Source organism: Flavobacteriales bacterium, assembly GCA_016700415.1.
Classification (GTDB): Bacteria; Bacteroidota; Bacteroidia; order Flavobacteriales_F; family PHOS-HE28; genus PHOS-HE28.
Window position 1 is genome coordinate 271,045 of sequence record CP065018.1, and the last position, 25,348, is coordinate 296,392.

The window sequence follows — 25,348 nt, forward strand, 5'->3', positions numbered from 1 at the left end:
CGGCTCATCCCTGGTCGCTCTTCGGCGTATCCCACCACTTGAGCGTACCGGTGCCAGCGACGACCTCTTGCCAAGTGGCCACATGCAGATCAATACGAACGGTGGCACAGGTTGGCATGTCGCCGATGCCGTTCCCGGTAAGCAGTTCCACCAGTTCGCTCACTCCGGGGTTATGGCCGAACAACATCGCTTGTCGCACACCATCGGGCAGTTTGCCTATGATGTACAGGAGCGATCTGCGATCAGCCAGGTAGAGCTCCGGGATCTCATGGACAGGTGCGTTCTCCAATGCCGCAGCAAAGAAGTTGGCTGTGGTGAGGGCGCGTTTGGCGGGGCTGCTCATCAACAGATCCACGGGCTCCAGCCTGCCGTCAAAACGTTCGGCCATCATCGGTGCATCGTGCATGCCGCGCTCGTTCAAGGGGCGGTCGAAGTCGCTCATGCCCGGGTCGGCCCAGGAGCTTTTCGCATGGCGAACGATATACAACGTGCGCATCCGGCCGGACGGTAAAAGCTCAACCTTTGGTGAATTCCTTCAGCCCACCGATGATCGAATAGAGCAGCGCATTGGGGTCGTTGCTCACCAGTAGCGGCACTTGCATGGATTGAGCATCGCTGAACTGGTTCTTGCTCTCCGTGCCTTTACTGAGGTGCAGGAACAAGGTCTCCGGATAGTTGCCGGTAAAGAGCAGGTCCACCACCGCGCCACCGCGCATGCGCAGGTCGAACCGCGGATAGTGGTTCACGGTGTCCTTCCATGCAGTGATCTCGTCAAGCACATGGCCCTCCTTGCGTAAGTCGGCCTTCCATTCGTCCATCACGTAGAGCAGGACGTCCTCCACGAAGATCTCAGGGTCAGTGGGGAGCAACAATTGCTGGTGGTCCAGCGGTGCGAGGAGCCGTGCGTGCGTTTGGCGCAGGGCCACCAGCATTTCGTCCAATTGGGAAGTGAAAGTCATTTTAGTCTTCTCTGATGGGACGCAAACTACTCGCACAGGGGATGCGCGGTGGAAACGTCAAGGACGTGTTATGCACGATCGATCAACGATCGGGACTTTGCTCAGTTGCAATGGCCGAGCAGCGCGTAGATGATGATGAAGATCACCACCGTGCTGAGGCATCCGCCACCGAGCTTCTTTGCTCCATAGCCGGCAATGAGGGTTTTGAAGAGTCTGTTCATGACATTCGGTCTGGTTGATAACGCACAAGAACGCTTTCAGTTCGGGCTACGGCTCAAGGCGTGAGCGATCAGGGTCCAGGGGCAGCCGGTGCTTTTGAACTCAATCCCAATAGAGGTACCCGATCACTTGCGCTACAACCCCATTGTCCAAATAGACCTCTCGAAGCCTGTAATTCTTGCTTGAGGGACTCCTGCTGTATTCTAGGCCGACAAAGTGGGCCTTTTCGGGATATGGGGTATGCGGAAAGTCATAGGGACTCCATCGTGCCAAAGGTTCGCCAAGAATGTCAAGGACCTCATGCTCCGTCATCCCTTTCCGGATACGGCTAAAGCCTTCTTGGGAATAGCCATCCGCATATTTCGTGTCTGTCATTAGAAGTAGATCGCAGACCTCACCGGAGAAACCGTCGATCCGGATACGATCGGCCGCTATATGGTAATAGATGCCGAGCAGGAGCGAGAACAATACCGCCGCTGTGAAAAGGGTGCCGAGGCGCTTTGCCATTTTCAATTTCTTGCCATCGATCACGACGTAATCCTCCATCGCAAGGTACGGGGCGATCTTGACATTCGGGCCCACGGCACTTGCATCGTGCGCATCAAAGCGGCACACGTTGCCGTTCCACGATCTGTTTTGAATGGCATTCTCACCGTGCGCATGTCCAAGAGATCGACGCTGATGGGCAGGTCACTTTCCGCGAAGGCATATCGCAAGTCGCCGAGGGTGCCGATGGAAAGTTCATCCTCTGCTTCGATCGCGATGTCGAGATCGCTGAACTTTTTAGCCGTGCCAAGCACACGCGAACCGAATGCCCACGCCTTTGCCTGCGGAACATGTTCCGCTAGGATCGCACGGACGATTGCGAGATGATCGGAGGACAATTCAAGCATGGTGTTCTTTTAATGCACGGAGCAGCTTGGCTGCATCCTTGGTGAACTGCTTGAGGAGCCCCGCCACTTTGCGCGCATTGTCCTCGTCATAAGTGTTCGCCGTGAGGTTCCGGGCTTCATGGTATTCGAACCATGCCAACGGCTCATCGATCAACGCGAACCGTGCGGCTTGCCGAAATAATTCGCGCCGCGTAGTAATGGGCGAGTCGGTCATGCCTGCCCATTCCAAGTGCCGCCGCATCATCTTCCATGCGATCTCGTAAGTGAACTCGAAGCGCTTAATGGCCGCATCGCGGACCACTTCATCCTCCAAGTCCATCCGGGTCACTTTCCGCAACGCGGCAAGTGATCGCTTGAAGGAGGCAAGATCCAGTTTGGCAGGTGACATGGCAGGCCGAAAACACGATAGCTCTCTTTGTTCCGTCTGAGGCCAAAGCAGTACCGTCGCGGCAACGCCTGACAACTGACAACCAACAACTGACAACTCCCTCACGCCTCCGCCTTCTTCCGCTTCCCCTTTTCCTCACCGTCCACCTTCTCCTCATCCTCAAGCGGCTTGCGGAAGACAATCTTCCCGTCGAAGACGTCGATCACCATCGGTGAGTTGACCTCCACTTTGCCCTCGATGATCCAGCGGCTCAGCTCGTTCAGCAGCTCCTTTTGGATCATGCGCTTGATGGGGCGCGCGCCGAATTGCGGGTCGTAGCCCAAGAGGGCGATGTGGTCCACCATTTCCTCGCTCGGGGTGAGCAACATGTCGCGCTCCGCGAGCTTGGCCATTAACGCATCGAGCTGGATCTTCACGATCTCCCGCACGTTGGCGCGGCTCAGCGGCTCGAACATGATCACCTCGTCAATGCGGTTGAGGAACTCGGGGCGCACGCTCTTCCGGAGCAGGTCCATCACCTCGTCGCGTGTCTTCTCCAGCACTTGCGCGTGGTTCTTCTCATCGATCTTCTCGTAGTTCTCCTGGATGATGTCCGAGCCGATGTTGGAGGTCATGATGATGATGGTGTTCTTGAAATTCACCACCCGGCCCTTGTTGTCGGTGAGACGGCCGTCGTCCAGCACTTGCAGCAGCACGTTCCACACGTCGGGGTGCGCTTTCTCGATCTCGTCCAGCAGCACCACGCTGTACGGTTTGCGGCGCACGGCCTCGGTGAGCTGTCCGCCTTCCTCATAGCCGATGTAGCCCGGAGGCGCGCCCACCAAACGGCTGGTGCTGTGGCGTTCCTGGTACTCGCTCATGTCGATGCGCGTCATGGCGTGCTCATCGTTGAAGAGCACTTCGCTGAGCGCCTTGGCCAGCTCGGTCTTGCCCACGCCGGTGGTCCCTAGGAAGATGAAGGAGCCAATGGGCCGCTTCGCGTCGCCCATGCCCGCGCGGCTGCGGCGCACGGCGTCGGCCACGGCGCGCACGGCCTGGTCCTGTCCCACCACGCGTTTGTGCAGTTCGTCCTCCAAGGTGAGCAGCTTCATACGCTCGGTCTCCAGCATGCTCGTCACGGGAATGCCGGTCCATCGGCTCACCACGGAAGCGATCTCCTCCACGTCCACTTCCTCCTTGATCATCTTGGAAGTGGTCTGCAGTTCAATAAGGTCCGCCTTGGCCTTCGCCAGTTGGTCCTCGGTCTCCTTCATGCGTCCGTAGCGGATCTCCGCCACCTTTTCGTAATCGCCTTCACGCTCGGCCTGCGCGGCGTCGAACTTCAATTGCTCCGCACGGTCCTTGGCCTCATTGATCTTCTCCACGAGGCCGCGCTCGCTTTCCCAGCGGGCCTTCAACGCGTCGCGCTTGTTGCCTAATTCGGCGATCTCCTTGTTCAAGCCCTCCAATTGGCTTTGGTCGCCTTCGCGCTTGATCGCCTCGCGCTCGATCTCCAACTGCATCACGCGGCGATCCACCTCGTCCAGTTCCTCGGGTTTGGAGTTGATCTCCATGCGCAGTTTGCTGGCCGCCTCGTCGATGAGGTCGATGGCCTTGTCCGGCAGGAAACGGTCGCTGATGTAGCGCGTGCTGAGCTCCACGGCAGCGATGATCGCGGCGTCCTTGATCAGCACCTTGTGGTGGCTTTCGTACTTCTCCTTCAGGCCGCGCAGGATGCTGATGGCGTCCTCGCGGGAAGGCTCATCGATCAGCACTTTCTGGAAGCGGCGCTCCAAGGCTTTATCCTTTTCGAAGTACTTCTGGTACTCGTTCAGCGTGGTGGCACCGATCGCGCGCAGCTCGCCGCGCGCCAATGCTGGCTTGAGGATGTTGGCCGCGTCCATCGCGCCTTCACCCCCGCCCGCGCCCACCAGCGTGTGGATCTCATCAATGAAGAGGATGACGTTGCCTTCCGCGCTGATCACCTCCTTCACCACGGCCTTCAGGCGCTCTTCGAATTCACCTTTGTATTTCGCTCCGGCCACCAACGAACCCATGTCGAGGCTGAAGACCTGTTTGCTTTTCAGGTCGTCCGGCACGTCGCCGCTGACGATGCGCTGCGCGATGCCTTCCGCGATGGCGGTCTTGCCCACGCCGGGTTCGCCGATCAGGATCGGGTTGTTCTTGGTGCGTCGGCTGAGGATCTGCAGCACGCGCCGGATCTCCTCATCGCGCCCGATCACCGGGTCCAGCTTGTTCTCTTTGGCGAGCTGGTTGAGGTTCTTCGCATATTTGTTCAACGCATTGTAGGTCTCCTCCTGGCTCTGACTGGTCACCTTGCTGCCCTTGCGCAATTCTTTGATCGCAAGCACGAGGTCCTTGTGGTTCACGCCGCCATCCTTCAGCAGTTGGGCCACATTGTCGCTGCCCGCCTCCAGTCCGATCAGCAGGTGCTCCACGCTGGCGAATTCATCGCCGAACTCCTTCAGTGAAGCCAACGCCTTGTTCAGCACCGTAGCACTTTGTCGGCTCAGCACCACATCGCCGCCCTGCACCTTCGGGTAACCGTTCACAATGCGGTCCAAGGCTGAAAGCAAGGTGGCCGTGTTGACGTTCAGTTTTTTCAGCAGGAATGGCGTCACGTCCTGGTCCACCTCCAGTAGTCCCTTCAGCAGGTGGCCGGTCTCGATCTGTTGCTGGCCCAAGCCGGTGGCGATGGTCTGCGCCTGTTGGATAGCCTGCTGCGAGCGGATCGTGAATTTGTTCAAGTCCATGTTTGTATTCAGTATTTCGCTGATCTTGGAAAACGCTCCTTCAGCGTTATGCGGCATGATCAAAGTTCGCACCAAGCGGAATCTGCGCTCAATACCTGAACAAATGGCACGAAGAATGGATCGCGGGGTGACGGGATGGCGGGGATTTGTTGTGTCCTTGGTTCATCCCATCGATCCACGATGCTACATTGGCAACATGATCGGCCATTTGTTGCCAAGCTTTCATGCCGACCGTTTGGCATTTCTTTTTTCGCTGAAGCGTTTGGTCGTTGTATTGGTGCTCGGAGCATTTGCCCCGGCACTTTTCGCCCAACATTGGATCACCAAGACTTCCAGCCCGCAGGCCGATCACATCGCTGACATGGTGTTGGACGGTTCGGGCAACAGCTACGTGATCGGCGACTTCAGCTTGGGCGCTTCCTTCACGCAAGGCATCAACACCTTGGGGAGCTTGAACTCGGCCGGCGGCAGGGACGTGCTGGTGGCGAAGTTCGCGCCGGACGGATCCCTGCTTTGGGCGAAGCGAGCGGGCGGTAATGCACTGGATGTCGGGCTGAAACTGGTGTTGGGCACAGCGGGGCTGGGCATCACGGGGCTTTTCACCGGTACGGCGGACCTGTTCGGAAGCTCGCATTCCGCGCAAGGCGGCAGCACCGACCTCTTCGTGGCGCTCTTGGACCCGGCGAACGGCAATGCGCTATGGGTGCGCACCGCCGGCGCACCGGGCTATACGGACACGCCCGGCGGCATCACCATGCGGCCGAATGGCGATATCGTGCTGGCCGGGAAGTTCAAGGGCGATGCCGTCTTCGGAACGGACACGCTACACAGCGCCTTCGACCCATGGACGAGCACTCTGGGTTTCGACGTCTTCATCGCTTCATGGGCTTCCGACGGCACGTACCAATGGGTGCGGCAGGGGAGCGGGCCGCATGACGATCAGGCCGTGGAACTCACTTCAGGCCCCGACGGCATGCTCTACATCACGGGGCAGTTCAGCGACACCATCACCTTCGGGGTGGAGCACCCCAACATCTCGCTCAACAGCATGTTCGTGGTGAAGTACGACGGGCAAGGGCAGGAGCAATGGTACCGCAAATGCGGCGGCAGCACCTTCAACCAGGTCAGCGACATTTTGTTCTCCTCGGAAGGCGACCTGTTGATCGCCGGCGATGTGGCCAACACGATGTACTGGGTGGACAACATCGCTACGCCCATACCGAACCCGGAGCCGCACGCCTACTTCATCCTGCGCGTGGACACAGCGGGCACCCTGCTCCGCGCCACCACCATGGGCTCGGTGTCGAACGTGCATGCAGCTTCGATCACGGAGCAGGCGGATTCGGTAGTGGTGTACGGCGAATTCGAATGCTCCTTCACCGGCCTTCAGGATGCGTACAACGCCAACGGCCTCTTCATGGCCACGGGGCTGAAGGACCTCTTCATCGCGAAGCATCTGGCATCGGATCTTTCCTTTGTTGAAGCACAGCAGTTCGGTGGAAGTGGGGCGAAACGGGCGGGTGCCGTGGCTTGGGCCGCGAACGGGCTACTGTTCACCGGTTCGTTCGAGCAAGAGCTGTTCCTGCCGCGAAGCTTTCCGATGTGGGGTGACCCGGTCGAGACCTTTCCCTTCGGCTGTTCCTATCTCGTCGCCAATGCCGGCCTCACCTACTGCGGCGACCCCAATTACGGCTACTTCGCTTGGGCTGTGAGCCAAGGACTTTCGGACGGTTTCCTTTCGCGGGGCTATGAAGAAACGCGGCAACCCTACGACTGGTGGAAGCGCCAGAACACGCCGCCTTGCGATAGGAGCGACCGTGGAAGCGAAGTCTGCATTTCCGAGCAATACCATTCGTGTACGGACACCATAGAGGCATGCGGATATGCCGTGCTCATGGTGAATGCACCGTTCCCGACGCAAGATGACTATTGTGGGATGGGGTTTAACATTCCCACAGTCGGGCCGTATGCCTACCAATGGTGGAATGGTGCCTTCCCTTTTGGTTCGACTGTGACTGTGAGTACCACCGGCTGGGTCGGCGTGACCGTCAGCACAACCAATAGTTGCACAACCTACACGGATTCCGTGTACGTGATCATCCACCCGGCCCCCACCGCCACCGTGAGCGACAGCAGCGGCATCTTCATGGACGACCTTTTGCCGCAACAGTACCAGAGCTGCGTGCCGATGGTCTTTTGGGCCACGCAATTCGCGCCCACCGACCAAGTGTACTGGACCTTGGGTACCGACACCACCTGGAGTGATACCATGCGCATGGACACCTCCGGTATTTACCGTTTACACCTGCTTTCGGTCGATGGCTGCGATAAGGAGTATACCATGAGCTTCACCCTGTTCCCGACCTCGGTCCTGCCGAACATCACGGATGCATCCTTCCATTTCGGCATAGGTGACACGCTCGTGTATTGTGGTACCTCGGCCTGCCTAACTGCATATCTGTATCCGGATTATTATGTGGACGGCCAACTGACCAGCCTGCCGCTAACCGTCCACATGCAGTATCAATTCCAGCGCACGTGTACGTCCACGAACCCGGCACCGCAGACGAACCCGTATGTGAACGCCCCCATCCAGTGGTCCTTGCCGCTCACGGGGCCGGGCTGGTATACGGTGGGGGTGCAGTGCACGCTGAATGCGCTGCCCTGCGACACCAATACCTACAGCTTCACCTTCTTGGACAGCATCTACGTCCTTCCGGGCGAACCGCCGCAGTTCACGGCCAGCAACGCGTTCCGTTGTACCGGGGACACGATCGCCATTCCATTCCAATGCACCAACTGTGACAGTGTGTCCTGGACCGGGCCGGGGATTGTTTGGACCTCCGCGAACGGGGATTCGATCCGGGTGAACGCAGATGGCCAGTACCATTTCGTCGTGTACAATACCAGTGCGGGGAACACATGCCAAACGAGTTCCTACCGCACAGTGTACGCTCCCCCGCCGCCGCCGATCTATATGCAGCCCTACTACGGCGTGATCTGCCCCAATGACTCCGTGCTGCTCTTCACGACCACGGTCGGCACCAACTATGAATGGACCGGTCCCGGGTTCACCACGATGCCCAACAACGACTCCATCTGGACCGACGATCCCGGCGACTACTACCTCACTGTTACGCATTATCCGGGTTGCACAGCGACCAACGGGCCACGAACGGTGCTCAGCTTCAGCTCGCCCTTTATTGAAGCGCTGCCCACGGGCTCCATCTGCCTCAATGGCACGGTGGACCTACAGGTGGCTACGGGCCCGGGCAGCACCGTGCAGTGGCAGGCTCCACTTTCGGGCACCGCGTTCGTGCATACGGTGAACGCGCCGGGCACCTACCAATGCATCGTGTCCAGTTGCGGCATCGATTGGCCGTTGAGCTACACCGTGCAGGCCAGCGGCGTCACCGCGGAGCTGGACACCACGGTCTACCTGCTTTGCGGCGCGGAACCTGTTACGCTCACCGGGCCGGACGGCGGGAACATTTACCAGTGGCTGCCATCGGGCACCACGGGCCAGTCCATTACGCTGAACGTGCCCGGGCAGGTGCAGTTGGTGGTGTTGGACGCCTTCGGTTGCGCGGACACTTCGGCCATGATCTCCGTGAACCCCTTTGCCTACACGCAACCGGCGATGGCCTTTGGCGACACCGTTTGTGCCGGTGGATCAGCCACGGTTTCGGCAACCGGTTCCGGCGATCTGTTCTGGTATGCTTCCGCGGATACGAACCTGCTTCTGAGCAATGGCAGCACATGGACGTTCGTGCCGTTGGGAAGCGACACCGTTTATCTGCTGCAAATAGAGGACGGCTGCGCAAGCACCTTCTTGGCCGTTCCCGTGGAAGTGGCCCCGGTCTCACCAGCTCCGTCCATCACTGGTGTCGTGGCGTACTGCGTCGGGGATACGCTGCTATTGATCGCCGAAGCGAGCGGTCCACCTGTGGAATGGAGCACGCCAGCGGGAATGGTGCAAGGCGGCTCCATCGGCCCGATGTTGGCGCAACCGTCCGCTGCGGGGCTGTATTCCTGCTGGGTCGTGGCCAGCGGTTGTGGCAGCGACACGGCAAGCGTGGAGGTGGACGTTTCCCTTGTTCCCGACATACCGGTGATCACCGGGGATACACTGCTTTGCGTAGGTGATACCTTACTGTTGGTCGCCGATGCCACGGGCGGGACCGTGCTGTGGCAAACGCCTTCCGGGCCCTTCAACGGTACCACGCTCACGGTGGATGGTGTGCTGTACGCAGACCAAGGGGAGTACCTGTGCATGGCATTCGATGGGGCCTGTGCCAGTGCGGCCGCCATGGTCCTGGTCCTGGTGGATCCATGCACTTCGGACACCACCGACTTTATCATCCCGAACATCTTCAGCCCCAACGGCGACGGTGTGAACGACGGCTTCTTCCTCGGCGGAGAAGGCATCCGCCGAGTGGATCTCCAGGTGTACAACCGGTGGGGTCAGCTAATGGCGGAACTGAGCGGAAGGAGCGTCCGCTGGGACGGCAGGACCGCCGGTGCAGGCGTGTTGTGCAGCGAAGGGGTATACTACTGGGTGGCGCAGGCCACGCGGAACACGGGGGAGAACGTTCAGCTTTCCGGTTATGTGCAGTTGGTGCGGTGATGACTTCTTGGGCTGGAGGACTTTCTCGTAAACGGGTCGATCTGGTTTTGACAGCGAGAACCCCCTCAAGAGACCAAAAAGCAGCGCTTAATTTTGAAACCGCCCTTTTTTCGGGAATTGGACCGCATGATCGTTCGGACTTTCTCAAACGCTGAACAAGGAACACGGGTCCTGTTGTCCCTTGTCCTGTTCGTGGCCGTCTTGTTCACGCCCGTTCGCGCCTACTCCGCAGGAAACCACCAAGATGCCACCACTTGCGAGGCCCGCATCGCGCAGGCCAAAGTCCTGCTGACCAGCGATCCGGATTCCGCCTTGGTGCTCGCGTTACAGGCCGAGAAGCAACTGGGGGAGCTTCCCACGGGGTGGCAAAAGGTTCGTGCGCTGATGGTCCTGGGCGACGCCTACCAAGCTGCCGGGGAAATGCCCGATGCCTTGGCCGCTTTCCAGCGGGCGCAGCTCATGATCGATGAGAAGCCGGACGACCAGGCCGCCGACACCTCGCTCATCCTTGCCCGCGTGGACCTTCAGCTGAAGATCGGCACGTTCTATTCCGACCTGCACGACTTTGACAAAAGCGTGGTCCGGTTGAACGACGCCTTGCGCATGCTCGATGCGGCGCTGGATGCCCTGACCCCGGAACAGCTGAACAGCAGGAAGGTCCGTGCCTTCAACAACATCGCCGGGGTCTACCTCCAGCGCTCGGACTATACGACGGCGTTGCCGTATTTCCAGCAGGCCGTGGCGATGAACGTATCGCTGAACAACCTGCGCTACGAGAGCGCGCTGAACAACAACATCGGCATCTGCTATATGGAGATGGGCAAGCACGACAAGGCTGACCAGCATTTCCTGAGCTCCCTTGCGGTACGCAAGCAGACCGGCGACGTGCGCGGGCAGGCGCAGGTGTTGAACAACATGGGCAAGAACCAGGCACTCATGGGCCGCTTCAGAGAGGCCCGCACTTATTTCGAGCAGGCGCTCGCGCTCGGCCGGTCGGTTGGCAGCCTTGCATCCATGGCCATTTCCTTGGAATCACTTTCCACCGCGTACGACACGCTTGGGGAATACAAGGCGGCGTTCACGGCCTTTCGGGAGTACAAGGGGATCAACGACAGCCTTTACAGCTCGGAGGCACGGACGACCATCGCCCGGATGGAGGACAGGTTCCGGCGCGACAAGGAGAAGAAGGTGTTCGAGCTCGAAGCCAAGCGCAAGGATGCCGTGAACGAGCGGCAGCGGCTCTTGAACATCGCACTTGCGGTGGCGCTGTTCTTCCTTCTGCTCACCGCCTTTCTGCTCTTCACGGTGATGCGCTCACGGGTGCGTACCAGCGCGCTGAAGCAGGAAACGCTCCGGCTGCAAAGCGAAAAACTGGAGGCCGAGAAGGTGATCCTGAAGGAGAACCTGGAGTTCAAGGAACGCGAGCTCACCGCCAATGCCTTGTTCCTGCTGAAGAAAAATGAGTTGATCGCGCACATCGTGGAGCGGCTCCTCAAGGCGAAGTCCACCTTCCGGCAGGAGAACCAGAAGATCGTACAGGACATCGTGCATGACCTTCAGGCGAGCCGTGATGAACATAACTGGGAGGAGTTCGAGGCGCATTTCACGCGGGTCCATACCACCTTCTACCAGACCCTGCAGGAGCGCTTCCCGTCGCTGACGCCCAACGAGCGGAAACTGTGCGCCTTCCTCCGGCTGAACATGAGCACCAAGGACATTTCCGCCATTACGCACCAGAGCCTCAACAGCATCACCGTGGCGCGGTCGCGGTTGCGCAAAAAGCTGCAGATCGATGGCGAGGATGTGCATTTGATCGATTTCCTGCAGTCCATCTGACCGTTTTCGGGCACACATTATAAACGTCTGTGGATCAGGTGCATGCTTGTTCCTGTATGGTCGGTGTAAGGTCATTTTTCGGCGTTGTACCGACCGTGTAAGGCCAATGTCTTAGCGTGTGCCGCTGATGTAAGGCTGTTCCCGGTATCAATGGGAAATTCCATGCGCAACATTGCGGCCCTCCAAGAAATTCCGCTTTGAAAACCCCGAAAACCGACGCCCTTCGATCGAAGGAGCTTGAAAACCTCGAACGCTTCCATCAGAAGATGAAGGACGAGGCCGAAGCTTGGCAAAAGCTGTTGGAGAACCTGGACAAGATGAAGAACCGCCGGACCGATAAAACTGAACCCAAAAACCCGACCGAACGATGAACACACGTTACTCTTTACTGGCAGGCTGTTGCCTTCTGCTGTGTACCGTCCCGCTGCTGCAGGCCCAGCCCGGCGCGCTCGACCTTACCTTCAACGGCACCGGTTACGAGGTGGATCCGGTGAATAGCTTGGACGTGGGACAGAAGATCCTCGTGCAGGACGACCAGAAGATCCTCGCCATCGGATCCAGCTTCGATGCCACCTACACCGCCCGCGCGTATGTGTTCCGTTACCTGCCCGACGGCACGCCCGACGCAACGTTCGCCACCAACGGGGTGTTCTCTTATGAACTGGACAACGAGGTGGATCTCTATTCAGCCGTATTGACCCCGGAGGGGAAGATCCTCCTTGCCGGAAGTACAACGGACTATCAGACGTACAGGCTGCTGCTCATCCAGCTCAACGCGCACGGTTCATTTGACAATTCCTTTGGGATCAATGGGGTACTGGTCCAAAGCGTAAGCGTGGTGGAGGCAAACGCCGAGGACATGGGGTATGACGTGGCGTTGGACACGCAGGGCAACATCCTCGTTTGCGGGTCCACCTACGATGCGGATACGATCCGTCATCCGTTCATCGCCCGTTTCTCGCCCAGTGGTGAGCTGGATACCTCCTTTGGTGTGAACGGGATAGCGACGATCCCCTCCTCCGGGGAAGGGTCGAGCGCTTTCAAGGGGATCGTGGTACAGCCGGATGGGAAGATCGTGGCCTCTGGATATTACGGCAATACCATTCTGTGGTATGTCATGCTCGTGGTGCGCTTCAACGCGGACGGCAGCCTCGATCCCGCTTTCGGCGACGCCGGTGTGGTCAAGTACAACTACGGAAATGTCGACGATGAAGGCGATGACCTGCAGTTGACCGCGGATGGTTCCTTTCTGGTCGCCGGAGTGACCGTTACACAGACCTACAACTACAGTGCGCTGCTCGCGAAGTTCACACCGGATGGCATGCTGGACACCACCTTCGGCAATGCGGGCACGGTGAAAGAGGACCTGAATACCTTCGATTTCGCCTCTAACGTTGTGGAGCTCCCTGATGGTAAGATCGTCATGGCCGGTTCGTCCGGTGTAGGGCCTCCAGGTGCCTTTGACCTCGCCGTGTGGAAGTACCACGCCGACGGTACGCCGGACATGACCTTTGGGACCAACGGTGTCGCCCAGCACGTGATCCCGCAATACAGCACCATGATCTATGCGATGGGCATACAGGCCGACGGGAAGATCCTCATCGGAGGCCAAGCGCGCACCACGACCAACCAGAACTATTTCTACATCGGCCGGCTGCAGAATGACCTCAGTACCGGGATCACGGAACGGAACGCTTCGGCGGAAGTCTTGGTGTACCCCGATCCCGCCACGGCAAGCTCCACGGTGACGCTGCAGGTTCCGGAAGCCGTTCTGCCCGGGGCACGGATCAGCCTGTATACTGCTGACGGCCGACTGGCCTTCACCTCCGCGGTAGATGAACTTCAGCATGACGCACAGCACATCAGCATTCAACTGCCCTCCGCTCTCGCACCCGGCGTCTATCAGTTGGCTTTCCAGCAGCAGGGCACCCGCCTTTCAACAAGCCTCTTCATCACCCGTTAACAACTGAAAGAACACATGAGAACATTGTACATCCCCTTGGTCTTTGCCGCGCTGGCCGCGGTATCGGCCTCCGCGCAACACAGCGCGACCATCACTGTCACGGACCTCGGTTCCGGCATGCCTGTGGAGAACGCGACTGTCTCGTTAGACGGCAACTTCATCGCCACGGATCCGGCCGGCCAGGCCATTTTCCCCGGACTTGCGGACGACACGTACGACTATTCCGTGTTCGCCACATGCTACAACGAAGGTTCCGGATCGGTCACGATAGCCGGCGCGGATGGCGCTTCATCCGTAATGTTGGACCCCTTAAGCACCAACAACGTGTTCTTCTTCATCGGTGATCCGCTGGCGATCACCGGTGCCACGGTGCAAGTGACCGATGGCGCGGACTACAACGCGAGCTTCGTGACCAGCGACCCGTTCGGCGGGGAGATCTTGGCGGACGTTCCATACGGCGACATCAGCTACACGATCAGCGCGCCTTGCTATGCGACGGTGACCGGCATGGTGACGGTGGACTGCAACAACGGTGACGGCATCGCGGTGTTCGAGAACCCGGCCCCGGCGACGACCAACAACGTGTTCTTCTTCATCGGCGATCCGCTGGCGATCACCGGTGCCACGGTGCAAGTGACCGATGGCGCGGACTACAACGCGAGCTTCGTGACCAGCGACCCGTTCGGTGGGGAGATCTTGGCGGACGTTCCCTACGGCGACATCAGCTACACGATCAGCGCGCCGTGCTATGCGACGGTGACCGGCACGGTGACGGTGGACTGTAACAACGGTGACGGCATCGCGGTGTTCGAGAACCCGGCCCCGGCGACGACCAACAATGTGTTCTTCTTCATCGGCGACCCTTTGGCGATCACCGGTGCCACGGTGCAAGTGACCGATGGCGCGGACTACAACGCGAGCTTCGTGACCAGCGACCCGTTCGGTGGGGAGATCTTGGCGGACGTTCCCTACGGCGACATCAGCTACACGATCAGCGCGCCTTGCTATGCGACGTTGACCGGCACGGTGACGGTGGACTGCAACAACGGTGACGGCATCGCGGTGTTCGAGAACCCGGCCCCGGCGACGACCAACAACGTGTTCTTCTTCATCGGCGACCCTTTGGCGATCACCGGTGCCACGGTGCAGGTGACCGATGGCGCGGACTACAACGCGAGCTTCGTGACCAGCGACCCGTTCGGCGGGGAGATCTTGGCGGACGTTCCCTACGGCGACATCAGCTACACGATCAGCGCGCCTTGCTATGCGACGTTGACCGGCACGGTGACGGTGGACTGCAACAACGGTGACGGCATCGCGGTGTTCGAGAACCCGGCCCCGGCGACGACCAACAACGTGTTCTTCTTCATCGGCGACCCTTTGGCGATCACCGGTGCCACGGTGCAGGTGACCGATGGCGCGGACTACAACGCGAGCTTCGTGACCACGGACACCTTTGGCGGTGAGATGCTGGCGGACGTGCCTTTTGGCGACATCAGTTACACGATCACCGCGCCTTGCTATGCGACCGTGACCGGCACGGTGACGGTGGACTGCAACAACGGTGACGGCATCGCGATCTTCACCGATCCGGCCCCGGTCGTCATCGATGTCAACGTTACTCTTACCGGCAGCACCCTCACCGCCACAGCGACCGGAGTGGGCTACCAATGGGTGGATTGCGATAACAACAATGCCCCGATCGTTGGTGCTGAAGGACAGAACTTCCTACCTGCGGAAAGCGGCGATTACGCCGTGGTCCTTACCAGCGGAGATTGTTCGCAGACCTCTGCATGCACGGAGGTGATCGTGACCGGCGTGGACGAGCTGGCAGGTCGTGATGCCTTCGCGGTGTACCCGAACCCTTTTGGTGACAGGATCACTGTGAGCACCAACGGCAAGCTCGGGCCTGTCCGCCTGGAACTTCTCAGCTTGACCGGCCAGGTCCTTTTGGATGAGACCCGAAGCGGCATGGAGATCTCTCTGCAGACTTCGGTGCTTCCTTCAGGCAGCTATATCCTGCGCATGAGCTCCGACAACGCGCGCTCCACGGTCCGTGTGGTGAAGTAGAACGGACCGTAATACGGGAAGGGGCCGTCTCATTGCGAGGCGGCCCTTTTCTATTACAGTTACTTACAACCCCAACTTCTTCACCAGCGCTCCCACTTCGGCCTCCGTGCTCCGCAGCATCTCGTTGCAGAAAGTGATCAGTACCACGGCGCGTTTCACTTTGCCGGTGAGCTCGTCCACGGAGATCTTGTCCTCCTGCAGGTCCTGCATGATGCGCTCCAGCTCGCTGTATGCTTTTTCGTAGGTGAGCTTCTCCTCAACTTTCTGCATGGGGTTCGATGGTGTTGATGGTGGACCAGGCCTTGCCTCGTGCAAAGGTCGTCTCCAACTGGTCACCGGCTTGCAGGGTACGTGCATCCTTCACGGCATGGCCTTCCTTGCGGGTGATACTGAAGCCACGCTCGAGGTGCTTCTCTGGTGAAAGCATCTGAATGGCGTCGTCCATGCCTTGCAGCCGGCCGAGTACGAGTTGGAAGCCGCGTTGAGCGATCACTGAAAGCGATCCGCTCATCTCGCGGATACGTGCGGATTCCACCTGTGCCAGCTTGTGGCGCGGCAACAGGGCGAGGTCGTGGGCGAAGGTTTCAAGGCCCCGGCGGGAAACGGCGATCTTGTCTGTCACGGTACGCGCGAACTGGCCCGTGGCGGTGTTCAACAGGCCCCGCTCGGTACGGCAGCGTACGGTGGGCCGCATGGCGACCATCTCTTTGAACATGCTCAATTGATCCTTCCGGTCGGAGAAGGAGGTGAGCATCGCGTTGTGGATGTGGACCAGCATGCCGGTCATCGCGGTCTCGAAATACAGCGTGCGGTCCACGAGGAAATCAGCGACGGCGGTGGGCGTCTTGTGGTGGCCGTGCGCGATGAGGTCCATTACGGAGACGTCCACATCGTGCCCAATGCCGGTGAGCACGGGGATGCGTATTCGTGCCGCCACGCGTGCCAGTTCCAGGTCGTTGTAGGGTTCGAGGTCCAGCTTGGAGCCGCCGCCACGGATCAGCACCACGGCATCGAATTGTTTTGGATCGATCGAGGATAGGGCCGCACGCAGTTCCTGCGCGGCCGCATCGCCCTGCACCACGGAGTTGAACACGCGCACATGGAAGCGGTAGCCATGCTCGTTGCGCTCCAAGTGCTGCATGAAGTCCGCGTAAGCCGCAGTGCCGACGGACGCCACCAAGGCGATGCGCTGCAACACCATCGGCATCGGGATGAAACGGTTCCGGTCGTACAGGCCCTCTTCTTTCAGCGTCGCGATCGTTTCCCGCTTGCGCCTTTCCAGCTCGCTGATGTTGAAGCTCAGGTCGATGGTCTCGATCACCAAGCTCAGCCCATGGACGAGGTGGTAGTTGGTCTTGGCGAGGAACAGGATCTCCACGCCGTCCTTGAGGATATTGCGGCTTTCGCTGCCCAATTCCTCCCGGATGCGGTGCAACGCGGACATCCAGATGGCACCGCGCATCACGGCCACTTTCTCACCGGCTTGGTGCTGCACAAGCTCCAAGTACGCGTGCTTGCCCACGTTGATGGACGCGATCTCCGCCTTTACCCAGAAGGACGCGCCGTGGGTAGCCTCCTCGATCCGTTGCTTGATCGCATTGCCTACCTGACGTAGCGTATAGATCTTGCGCTCCTCCATTTTCCGGGGGAACAAGTGTACCAACTATGGTGGTGAAAGGGGTGAGGGAGGTAAGGGAAGCGAGGGAGGTCACGGAGGTGGTGCCATCCCTCTCCTCCCTGTCCTCCTTGACTTCCATTACCCACTTTGCATAGGAGTACGGGAGGGTCACACCACCCGCTTGATCATCCGCAGTTTGTGGGTGTACTTCTTTTCCGACGCGTTGAAGATGCCTTCCTGATCGAGGTTGTCGATGCGTACGCGGCCGGAAGCATGGAGGATCCGTCGATTCTCCAGCACGATGCCCACGTGGACGATGCGGCCCTCCTCATTGTCGAAGAAGGCAAGATCGCCGGTGGCGGCCAGATCGATCAGTTCCACGAGCTTGCCTAATTCGGCCTGTTGCCATGCATCGCGGGGAAGTTGGATGCCGCCCACGAGAAAGAGCATCTGGGTAAGGCCTGAACAGTCCACGCCGAAAGGTGAGCGTCCGCCCCAGAGATAGGGTGTGTTCAGCCATTGGTCCATTACCGCGAGTAACCGCATCACCGGCGTGCCATTGGCCTGCGCGGTGGTGCGTCCGGGGAAGGCCAAGTGCTCGTTCCCGATCTCGAACTGCCCGGCGGAGTATGCCGGGAGCACCGCCCCGAAGGGTACCACCAGCGCCCCGGAGGCGGTGGCGACGTGCATGAACTGTTCGATGGAACGCACGGGTTTCACATCCACGCCGTCCCGCGCGGAACTGACCTGCTTGTTGTCCACCCAACCTTCATAGTCGTCATGGTGGAACTTCAGGCGCGTCCATTTGGAATTTCGCTCCAGCACGTCGGCGGTCTCACCGAAAAGCCATTGGGTGACCTGTTCGGCACGGTCGTCCGGCTCGCGGCGCACGGGCACGATGCTCAGCGTGCAGATGGCTTGGTCGTGTTCGCTCATGGCCGCGAAGGTGCATCTCCTACCATCCGTGGCAACGGACTGCCGGGCCAAGTTTTACGCGGGCGGGCGTTAACGAAAGGGAGGGAGGGGTCAGAGCACCTCGATCACCATCGCGCTGGCACCGCCGCCGCCGTTGCAGATGCCGGCCGCGCCGTACTTCCTGCCGTTCTGCTTCAACGCATGTAACAGCGTAACGATGATGCGCGCGCCGCTGCAACCCAAGGGATGGCCCAGAGAGACCGCGCCGCCATGGATGTTCACCTTGGCCGGGTCGAGCCCCATCAACTTCGTGTTCGCGATGCCCACCACGGAAAAGGCCTCGTTGAGCTCCACTAGATCGATGTCCTCCATCTTCAGCCCGGCTTTCTTCACCGCCAGTGGTACGGCCTTGCTGGGCGTGGTGGTGAACAGCTCAGGAGCCTGCTCGGCATCCGCGTAACCGATCACTTTCGCTAGCGGCTTCAGACCTAATGACTTCGCCTTCTCTGCGCTCATTAAAACCAGTGCGGCCGCGCCGTCGTTGATCGTGCTGGCGTTGCCGGCGGTGACGGTGCCTTCTTTGGTGAAGACGGGACGCAGCGTCTTCAGCTTCTCGAAGTTCACGTTGGAATATTCCTCATCCTCGCTCACCACCGTGTCTCCCTTGCGGCCCTTCACGGTCACGGGCACCACTTCATCCTTGAACTTTCCTTCTTTCCACGCCTTGGCGCTTCGGGTGTAGCTCTCGATGGCGAAGGCATCCTGTTCCTCGCGGCTGATCTTGTTGTCGGTGGCGCAGAGGTCGGCGCACACGCCCATGGCCTGCTGGTCGTACACGTTCATCAGCCCGTCCTTGCCGATGCCGTCGATAAGTTTGCCATCGCCGAATCGGTAGCCGTAGCGGGCGTTCTCCACATAGTAGGGCGTGCGGCTCATGTTCTCCATGCCGCCTGCGACCACCACTTCGGCATCGCCTAAGAGGATCTCCTGCGTGGCGATCATGATCGCTTTCATGCCGCTGGCGCAGACCTTGTTCACGGTGGTGGCCGGGGTGCTGTCCGGGAGTCCTGCGAACTTCGAGGCTTGGCGCGCGGGTGCCTGTCCCAGATTGGCGGACAGCACGCAGCCCATGATCACGTCGTTCACGTCCTCCGGCTTCACGCCTGCTTTTTCCACGGCGGCCTTGATGGCGGCGGCGCCCAGTTCGGTGGCGGGCACGGTGGAAAGACTGCCCCCGAAGGAGCCGATGGGGGTGCGTACTGCGGAAACGATGACGACTTCACGGGCCATGGGAAATGAATTTTGATTTGGGCGGCAAAGGTACGGATGGTGGAAATGGCAGGGTTTTGGGTGGAACCGCCATAGTTAGAGAGGTGAAGGAGGGAGGGGATCGCTTCGCGATCTCGACCTTGCTGTTTTTCTACCGCAACGTGCGCAACGGACACAACGACGTTGGCGAAACTGACCACCTCGGCGCCGCACCTATTCCGTTGCGCTCGTTGCGTCCGTTGCGGTTCCAACTTCTTGGCAGAACCTTGCTTGGCATTCCGCCCGACACGCTGCGAGCACGCCTTTGTTGGAGGGGATCGCGCGAGGCGCGCTATCCCTTTTGGGGGAGGCTTCAATGCAAAACGCCCGCTTTCGCGGGCGCTTGCACTGGCGGAGAGGGGGGGATTCGAACCCCCGGTACAGTTTAACCCGTACGGCAGTTTAGCAAACTACTGGTTTAAGCCACTCACCCACCTCTCCAATTCGGGCGGCAAATATAGCCGCCTCTTTGAAAACTTCGTGATCCCGGTTGGATTCGAACCAACGACCGCCAGCTTAGAAGGCAGGTGCTCTATCCAGCTGAGCTACGGGACCAAATACTTCGGCGAAAATAGAGATTGCATGGCCATACAGAGCTTCCGAAGGCTCAGCCGGATAGAGCGGCGTGCCTTTTTTGCGCTACGCGCGGGCTAGCTGAGCTACGGGACCGAGCCGCGAAAATAGGCGTGACGATCAGAACGAGGAAGCTCTTTGACAGGCATTTACCATGTGGTCACCCACGAAAAAGGGCCACCTTTTGCAAGATGGCCCCCTCGTTTTCCGTCGGGGTGGCAGGATTCGAACCTGCGACCCCCTGCTCCCAAAGCAGGTACGCTAACCGGCCTGCGCTACACCCCGAAAACGGGCTGCAAAGAAAGGCTTTTGGGCGACGCGCCCGACAGATCGCGGATTTTATCCATTTGTACCGGCTCCACGATACTACCGGTCCTGCTGTCACGTTCCCCGGTTTCACCCCATCCGATCCACCATGTCCGAACAAATGAACGGTCCCGCCCCTGCCACAGGTCCCATCGCTCCACGCCCGGACCGCTTGAGCTGGCTCCGCCGGTCGATGACCATGCGCGCGGTGTTGGTGGCGGTGCTCGTCCTGCTGCTGTTGGTCCCGCTGGCGATGGTGCAGGACCTGATCCATGAACGGGAGTATCGCAAGGACGATGCGGCCCGCGAGGTGAGTGCCACCTGGGGCGGTAGCCAGACCATCACCGGGCCAGTGATCACCGTGCCGTACCAAGCTACCGTGCGCGTGGACATAGGCGACGGGAGAACGGAGATGCGGAACGTTACGCAGTACGCACATTTCCTGCCGGAAAAGCTCGACGTGAAGAGCAGCTTGGACCCGGAAAAACGCCATCGCGGCATTTATGACGTGGTGGTGTACAAGGGCCATGTGGAACTATCGGCCACATTTCCGGCCATGGGCGGGCTGTTGCCGACAACGGCTTCCGCATTGCGCTGGAACGAGGCTGAGCTGTGCCTCGGGATCTCGGACCTGCGGAGCATCAAACAGCAAGTTTCCGCGAAGCTGGCGGTAAGCAGCCTGGCCTTTGAGCCCGGGCTCCCTTCGGATGATCTCATCGCCTCGGGGCTAAGTGCCGACATGCCGATGGACAGCAGTGCCTTAAGCAGGCCGTTCGATCTGTCCATCGTGCTGGAACTGAATGGCAGCGGCAGTTTCCGCGTTGTGCCCACGGGCCGGAACACCTCGGCATCCGCGCGCTCCTCTTGGCCGGACCCCAGCTTCCAGGGCGCATTCTTGCCTGACAGTTCCACGGTCTCGGCAGACGGCTTCACGGCGCATTGGACCGTGCTGCATTTGAACCGGCCCTATCCGCAGGAATTCACCGGGAGCCGCAATATGGAGCTTGAGGCGAGCGCCTTCGGTCCGGACCTGATCCTGCCGGTTGACGAATACCAGAAGAGCACGCGGGCGGCCAAGTACGGCCTGATGTTGATCGTGATGGTATTCCTCGTGTTCTTCTTCGTAGAGGTGCTTCAGAAACTGCGGATCCATCCCATCCAGTATTTGCTGGTGGGCTTGGCACTGTGCATTTTCTACACCTTGCTCATCGCGCTCAGCGAGCACATCGGCTTCAGTTCGGCCTACATCGCCTCAGCCATTGCAGTGATCGCGCTGGTGGTGTTCTATGCGCGGAGCGTGTTCAAGCAGATAAAGGCCACGCAGCTGTTGGGCTTGGTGATGGTGCTGGTGTTCGGCTTCATGTTCACGGTGATCAACCAGGAGGACTATGCGCTGCTGATCGGCAGCATCGGCCTGTTCATCGTGCTGGCGATCGTGATGGCGGTGAGCCGGAAGATCGATTGGGACCGGGCAGGGGAACAGTAGAGGATCGGCGCGCTCATCGGCTGGGATCCCCGCTTGTCGGGTGCTTGGGGCAGGTCGTCGAATTGTTGATCAATGGTCGGCAATATGTTGAGGCTGAGGCAGGTTCATAGGGATCTTCGCGGCACTTCAACGGTCATTGATGAACCTCATGCGCAACTTGCTCCTTCTCGCCGGATTGCTTTCGGCACTGCTCGCCTACTCCACGGACTACTACGTTTCCCCGGGCGGCAACGACTCCAACAACGGCACTTCACAGGGTACGGCTTGGAAGACGATCTGGCGGGTGAACCAAAGCACCTTCTCGTTCAACCCGGGTGATCGGGTGCTCTTTGAACGCGGCGGCGTATGGCGCGGCGAGATCGTACTGGGGAATTCCGGGACCGTCAGCCAACAGATCACCCTGGGCGCCTATGGAAGCGGGGCCAAACCGCTCATCAAGGGCAGTGAATTGGTCTCCGAGTGGTCCGTGTACCAAGGCCACATCTGGCGTGCCTCGGTAACCTCCGGCAGGGTGGAGCAGGTATACCTCGCCGGGCAGCGGATGACCCCGGCCCGCTATCCGAACACCGGCTGGTTGCGCAACAGCCAAGGCGGGGGAAGCCAGATCCAGAGCGCGGGCCTCACGCAGGCCAACGGGTATTGGAACGGGGCCTTGGCGATCGTTCGCAGCTCCAGCAGTTCCTTCGACACCATGAGCGTGTCCAGCTATTCGAACGGTACGCTCTACTTCTCCAACTCCACGCTCAACATGGGCAGCGACCCATGGGGCTTCTACATGCGGGGGAAACTTTCCGAACTGGACAGCCCCGGGGAGTGGTACTACGACGGTACGGCACAGCAGCTTTATTTCTGGCCGCTGAACAACGGCGACCCGAACAGCCAGTCCGTGGAGGCCGCCGTGTACAAGAACGGCGTGAACTGCTATTGGCATCGCGCCTACCTCCGTGTGGAGAATTTGGAGTTCCGGCATCAGCGCCTTGCGGGGGTGCTGAATGACGGGGCGGACCATGTGACGGTGGCCGGCTGCACGTTCAGGGACCTCTACCACGGCATCCGCTGTGCGGGAACAAATAGCAACTATAGCGGGAACATCTTCCGGAACACCTATGCCACTGCGGCCATGGCGTTCGGGGACAATGCGACGATCGCCGACAATACGCTCAACCAGATCGCCGTGGTGGACGGCGCGGGGGAGAGCACATGGGGCTATTTCGGAATCCGCACCACGGGCAACGGGGTGACCATCCGGAATAATCGCATGGACACCATCGGATATATCGGCATCATCGCGGACGGCACCGCGTTGATCGAGAAGAACGTGGTGCGGCATCCCCTGGCCACCATGAACGACGGTGGCGGCATCGCCATCGACCATGCGAACGGAATGATCATCCAGGACAACATCGTCAGTGACCCCATCGGCTCCTTTGCCAATGGGGCTGCCACCAATGCGCCGCATAACGAGCACATGGGCATCGGCATCTACTTCGGCAATACCTCCATCACGAACACCATCGCGCAGCGCAACACCGTCTACAACTGCCCGCAGTCGGGGATCCATGTGGACCACACCATGGTGACCACAGGCCTGCAGATCAAGGACAATGTGTTCTTCAACAACGGCGTACAGATCACCATTTCCGACTACTCAAATGCGACGGGCACCGGTGCCACGCCGCCCTATTACGTGCCCAACTACAATGATGTGTTCAGCGGCAACGTGATGTACTGCCTGAAGAAGGAGCAGTTGTGCATGCTACAGTACAACACGCACGGTGCGGACCCTGTGGACTTCGGTACCTACACCAACAACCGCTACTTCAACCCTTACAACGAGATGAGCATCAAGGTGATCAACTTCGTATCAGGGTCACCGCGCTATTATGCGCTGGAACGGTGGAGGACGGAGAAGAACGAAGATGCCGGCAGTACGCGCAGCCCGTTGCGTCTTCCGGATCATGTCACGATCCAGGAACTCAGCGATAACTTGGTGCAGAACGGCAACTTCACCAGCAATGTGAACGGTTGGACCGGCTGGCCGGACAATGCCCAGGTGAGCCGTGTGACGGACCACTTGGACAACGGCTCGCTGAAAGCCTATCTGCCGAACAACAACCAATACAGCAGTTTCGGCTTACACAATCCGGATCTTTTCCCGATCCAGGACCAAGCGTGGTATCGTGTCCGCTGTAGCGTACAGAGCGACACCGAAGGGGATATCATCGTAGGGGTGAAGGGCGAGTCCACCTTCTCGAACCCGTATTCGACCTGGGAACGGCAGGTGCCCTTCGATACGGAACGCCGTGACCTTGAGATGTATTTCCAGAGCGACCTTACCGATCAAGCGCAGGTCCAATTCATCAATCAGTGGACCGAGCCGATGTATTACTTGGACAACGTGGAGGTCACCAAGGTGACCGCTCAGGTGTTGGACCCCTTGGACCGGCACAAGCTGTACGTGAACGACCAGCCGACGCAGCAGAGCTTCGATCTGCCGGAGGGCTGTTGGAAGGATATCGATGGCAACTTGCTCTCCGCGTCCATCACGGTCCCGGCCTATTCATCCAAGGTGACCTACCGCTATGACGGACCGGAATGCGGTATCGTGGTGCCCTCCGGGGGGGTTCTGATCAAGATGCTGCTTGGCGGCGCTTTGGACGCCGGTAGCGCATTGATGCGCGACGATCTGCGCACACAGGGGCTGATCCCCGCCACGGAACCGTATACTGCTTTGGGCTACACGCTGGAGAATGCCGGTACGACCGCAACACCGAGCGTGATACAGGCCACCGGGGACCAGTCCGTGGTGGACTGGGTAGTGGTACAACTGCATGAGGACAACCCCGGATACACCGTGGCCGGCCGCCGGGCCGCGTTTGTACAGCGCAATGGCACGGTCGTGGACCCTCAGGGGAATGAGCTGATCAGGTTCAATGGGACTGCGGCCGGGCGGCACATCTCGGTGCTGCATCGCAATCACTTAGGCGTCCTCTGTACCGCATTGCTTGCGGGCAATGGAGAGTTGGTGGACCTTAGCCAAGCTTCCACGCCGACTTTTGGCAGTGAAGCGCAAAAGGTCATCGACGGCCGCAGGGCATTATGGCCCGGCAATGTTTCCGACGATGGGGAAGTGAAGTACACCGGGACCGGGAATGACCGGGACGGTATTCTGGTCACCATCGGGGGTGCGGAACCCACGAACTTCGTTCCCGGTTACTATGCGTCCGACACGAACTTGAACGGTTTTGTTTCCTATACCGGTTCGGGCAATGACCGGGACGTGGTGCTGATCACCACCGGAGGCACCTTGGGCACGGAGGTCCGCATGGAGCAGATGCCATAGGAGTCCAGGATCCGTGCGTAGCGGACCACGGTATTGAACGGATGCCTTGTTCCGGTTCGACCTGATCATGATCGAGGACCGGACCTTCACA

At 59.6% G+C, this 25,348-nt stretch carries 17 protein-coding genes and 3 tRNA genes; 7 read left to right on the forward strand and 13 right to left on the reverse strand.

All coding sequences use genetic code 11. From position 1 onward, the window contains the following. Positions 1–4: 4 nt before the first annotated feature. The 6 genes from IPP95_01120 to clpB all read right to left on the reverse strand — a co-directional run bounded on the left by IPP95_01120 (position 5) and on the right by clpB (position 5,212). A complete protein-coding gene (locus IPP95_01120; GenBank protein ID QQS72866.1) occupies positions 5–496 on the reverse strand; it encodes a histidine phosphatase family protein in 492 nt (163 codons plus the stop codon). Between the two features lie 19 nt (positions 497–515). Then, entirely contained in the window at positions 516–959 is a 444-nt protein-coding gene (locus IPP95_01125; GenBank protein ID QQS72867.1) for a hypothetical protein, read from the reverse strand. Between the two features lie 321 nt (positions 960–1,280). Next, on the reverse strand, positions 1,281–1,724 hold the full coding sequence (locus IPP95_01130; GenBank protein ID QQS72868.1) for a hypothetical protein: 444 nt from the start codon (positions 1,722–1,724) through the stop codon (positions 1,281–1,283). Then, positions 1,706–2,071 (reverse strand): nucleotidyltransferase domain-containing protein, encoded by a 366-nt coding sequence (locus IPP95_01135; GenBank protein ID QQS72869.1) that lies wholly within the window; start codon positions 2,069–2,071, stop codon positions 1,706–1,708. The genes IPP95_01130 and IPP95_01135 overlap by 19 nt, the downstream gene beginning before the upstream one ends. Then, complete coding sequence (locus IPP95_01140) at positions 2,064–2,459, reverse strand: nucleotidyltransferase substrate binding protein (GenBank protein ID QQS72870.1); 396 nt, start codon at positions 2,457–2,459, stop codon at positions 2,064–2,066. The genes IPP95_01135 and IPP95_01140 overlap by 8 nt, the downstream gene beginning before the upstream one ends. Positions 2,460–2,560: 101 nt before the next feature. Next, the gene (gene clpB, locus IPP95_01145; protein QQS72871.1) at positions 2,561–5,212 is read right to left on the reverse strand and encodes an ATP-dependent chaperone ClpB; all 2,652 of its coding nucleotides are present in this window, start codon (positions 5,210–5,212) and stop codon (positions 2,561–2,563) included. Positions 5,213–5,408: 196 nt separating this feature from the next. Between clpB and IPP95_01150 the strand changes: the two genes are divergently transcribed. The 5 genes from IPP95_01150 to IPP95_01170 all read left to right on the forward strand — a co-directional run bounded on the left by IPP95_01150 (position 5,409) and on the right by IPP95_01170 (position 15,708). Further along, positions 5,409–9,839 carry a gliding motility-associated C-terminal domain-containing protein gene (locus IPP95_01150; protein QQS72872.1) on the forward strand — a complete coding sequence of 1,477 codons (4,431 nt, stop codon included), beginning with the start codon at positions 5,409–5,411 and terminating at the stop codon, positions 9,837–9,839. 174 nt (positions 9,840–10,013) lie between these two features. Beyond that, the gene (locus IPP95_01155; GenBank protein ID QQS72873.1) at positions 10,014–11,675 is read left to right on the forward strand and encodes a tetratricopeptide repeat protein; all 1,662 of its coding nucleotides are present in this window, start codon (positions 10,014–10,016) and stop codon (positions 11,673–11,675) included. Positions 11,676–11,872: 197 nt separating this feature from the next. Next, positions 11,873–12,046 (forward strand): hypothetical protein, encoded by a 174-nt coding sequence (locus IPP95_01160; protein QQS72874.1) that lies wholly within the window; start codon positions 11,873–11,875, stop codon positions 12,044–12,046. Then, the gene (locus IPP95_01165; GenBank protein QQS72875.1) at positions 12,043–13,638 is read left to right on the forward strand and encodes a hypothetical protein; all 1,596 of its coding nucleotides are present in this window, start codon (positions 12,043–12,045) and stop codon (positions 13,636–13,638) included. The genes IPP95_01160 and IPP95_01165 overlap by 4 nt, the downstream gene beginning before the upstream one ends. 15 nt (positions 13,639–13,653) lie before the next feature. Beyond that, positions 13,654–15,708, forward strand: coding sequence for a T9SS type A sorting domain-containing protein (locus tag IPP95_01170; protein QQS72876.1), 2,055 nt, complete (start codon positions 13,654–13,656; stop codon positions 15,706–15,708). Positions 15,709–15,771: 63 nt separating this feature from the next. Here IPP95_01170 and xseB read toward each other — a convergent pair whose 3' ends face one another. The 7 genes from xseB to IPP95_01205 all read right to left on the reverse strand — a co-directional run bounded on the left by xseB (position 15,772) and on the right by IPP95_01205 (position 20,407). Further along, positions 15,772–15,978, reverse strand: a complete 207-nt coding sequence (xseB, locus tag IPP95_01175) for an exodeoxyribonuclease VII small subunit (protein QQS72877.1) — start codon at positions 15,976–15,978, stop codon at positions 15,772–15,774. Beyond that, positions 15,965–17,347, reverse strand: coding sequence for an exodeoxyribonuclease VII large subunit (xseA, locus tag IPP95_01180; protein ID QQS72878.1), 1,383 nt, complete (start codon positions 17,345–17,347; stop codon positions 15,965–15,967). The genes xseB and xseA overlap by 14 nt, the downstream gene beginning before the upstream one ends. 147 nt (positions 17,348–17,494) lie before the next feature. After that, positions 17,495–18,262 carry a C40 family peptidase gene (locus IPP95_01185; GenBank protein QQS72879.1) on the reverse strand — a complete coding sequence of 256 codons (768 nt, stop codon included), beginning with the start codon at positions 18,260–18,262 and terminating at the stop codon, positions 17,495–17,497. Between the two features lie 90 nt (positions 18,263–18,352). After that, positions 18,353–19,531, reverse strand: coding sequence for an acetyl-CoA C-acyltransferase (locus IPP95_01190; GenBank protein QQS72880.1), 1,179 nt, complete (start codon positions 19,529–19,531; stop codon positions 18,353–18,355). A 367-nt stretch (positions 19,532–19,898) separates the two neighbouring features. Beyond that, positions 19,899–19,990 (reverse strand) — tRNA-Ser (locus IPP95_01195). 40 nt (positions 19,991–20,030) lie between these two features. Continuing rightward, a tRNA-Arg gene (locus IPP95_01200) sits at positions 20,031–20,104 on the reverse strand. A gap of 228 nt (positions 20,105–20,332) precedes the next feature. Next, a tRNA-Pro gene (locus tag IPP95_01205) sits at positions 20,333–20,407 on the reverse strand. Positions 20,408–20,537: 130 nt separating this feature from the next. Between IPP95_01205 and creD the strand changes: the two genes are divergently transcribed. Next, positions 20,538–21,914: a cell envelope integrity protein CreD gene (gene creD, locus IPP95_01210; protein ID QQS72881.1), complete on the forward strand. Its 1,377-nt coding sequence runs from the start codon at positions 20,538–20,540 to the stop codon at positions 21,912–21,914. 148 nt (positions 21,915–22,062) lie between these two features. Beyond that, positions 22,063–25,257 (forward strand): right-handed parallel beta-helix repeat-containing protein, encoded by a 3,195-nt coding sequence (locus IPP95_01215; protein QQS72882.1) that lies wholly within the window; start codon positions 22,063–22,065, stop codon positions 25,255–25,257. Positions 25,258–25,348: the final 91 nt, after the last annotated feature.

What these genes read in the sequence shown, in the direction of transcription:
- IPP95_01120 (QQS72866.1), bottom strand. Translation starts at nt 496, where the DNA reads ATGCGCACGTTGTATATCGTTCGCCATGCGAAAAGCTCCTGGGCCGAC.
- IPP95_01125 (QQS72867.1), bottom strand. Translation starts at nt 959, where the DNA reads ATGACTTTCACTTCCCAATTGGACGAAATGCTGGTGGCCCTGCGCCAA.
- IPP95_01130 (QQS72868.1), bottom strand. Translation starts at nt 1,724, where the DNA reads ATGGAGGATTACGTCGTGATCGATGGCAAGAAATTGAAAATGGCAAAG.
- IPP95_01135 (QQS72869.1), bottom strand. Translation starts at nt 2,071, where the DNA reads ATGCTTGAATTGTCCTCCGATCATCTCGCAATCGTCCGTGCGATCCTA.
- IPP95_01140 (QQS72870.1), bottom strand. Translation starts at nt 2,459, where the DNA reads ATGTCACCTGCCAAACTGGATCTTGCCTCCTTCAAGCGATCACTTGCC.
- clpB (QQS72871.1), bottom strand. Translation starts at nt 5,212, where the DNA reads ATGGACTTGAACAAATTCACGATCCGCTCGCAGCAGGCTATCCAACAG.
- IPP95_01150 (QQS72872.1), top strand. Translation starts at nt 5,409, where the DNA reads ATGATCGGCCATTTGTTGCCAAGCTTTCATGCCGACCGTTTGGCATTT.
- IPP95_01165 (QQS72875.1), top strand. Translation starts at nt 12,043, where the DNA reads ATGAACACACGTTACTCTTTACTGGCAGGCTGTTGCCTTCTGCTGTGT.
- IPP95_01170 (QQS72876.1), top strand. Translation starts at nt 13,654, where the DNA reads ATGAGAACATTGTACATCCCCTTGGTCTTTGCCGCGCTGGCCGCGGTA.
- xseB (QQS72877.1), bottom strand. Translation starts at nt 15,978, where the DNA reads ATGCAGAAAGTTGAGGAGAAGCTCACCTACGAAAAAGCATACAGCGAG.
- xseA (QQS72878.1), bottom strand. Translation starts at nt 17,347, where the DNA reads ATGGAGGAGCGCAAGATCTATACGCTACGTCAGGTAGGCAATGCGATC.
- IPP95_01185 (QQS72879.1), bottom strand. Translation starts at nt 18,262, where the DNA reads ATGAGCGAACACGACCAAGCCATCTGCACGCTGAGCATCGTGCCCGTG.
- IPP95_01190 (QQS72880.1), bottom strand. Translation starts at nt 19,531, where the DNA reads ATGGCCCGTGAAGTCGTCATCGTTTCCGCAGTACGCACCCCCATCGGC.
- creD (QQS72881.1), top strand. Translation starts at nt 20,538, where the DNA reads ATGTCCGAACAAATGAACGGTCCCGCCCCTGCCACAGGTCCCATCGCT.
- IPP95_01215 (QQS72882.1), top strand. Translation starts at nt 22,063, where the DNA reads ATGCGCAACTTGCTCCTTCTCGCCGGATTGCTTTCGGCACTGCTCGCC.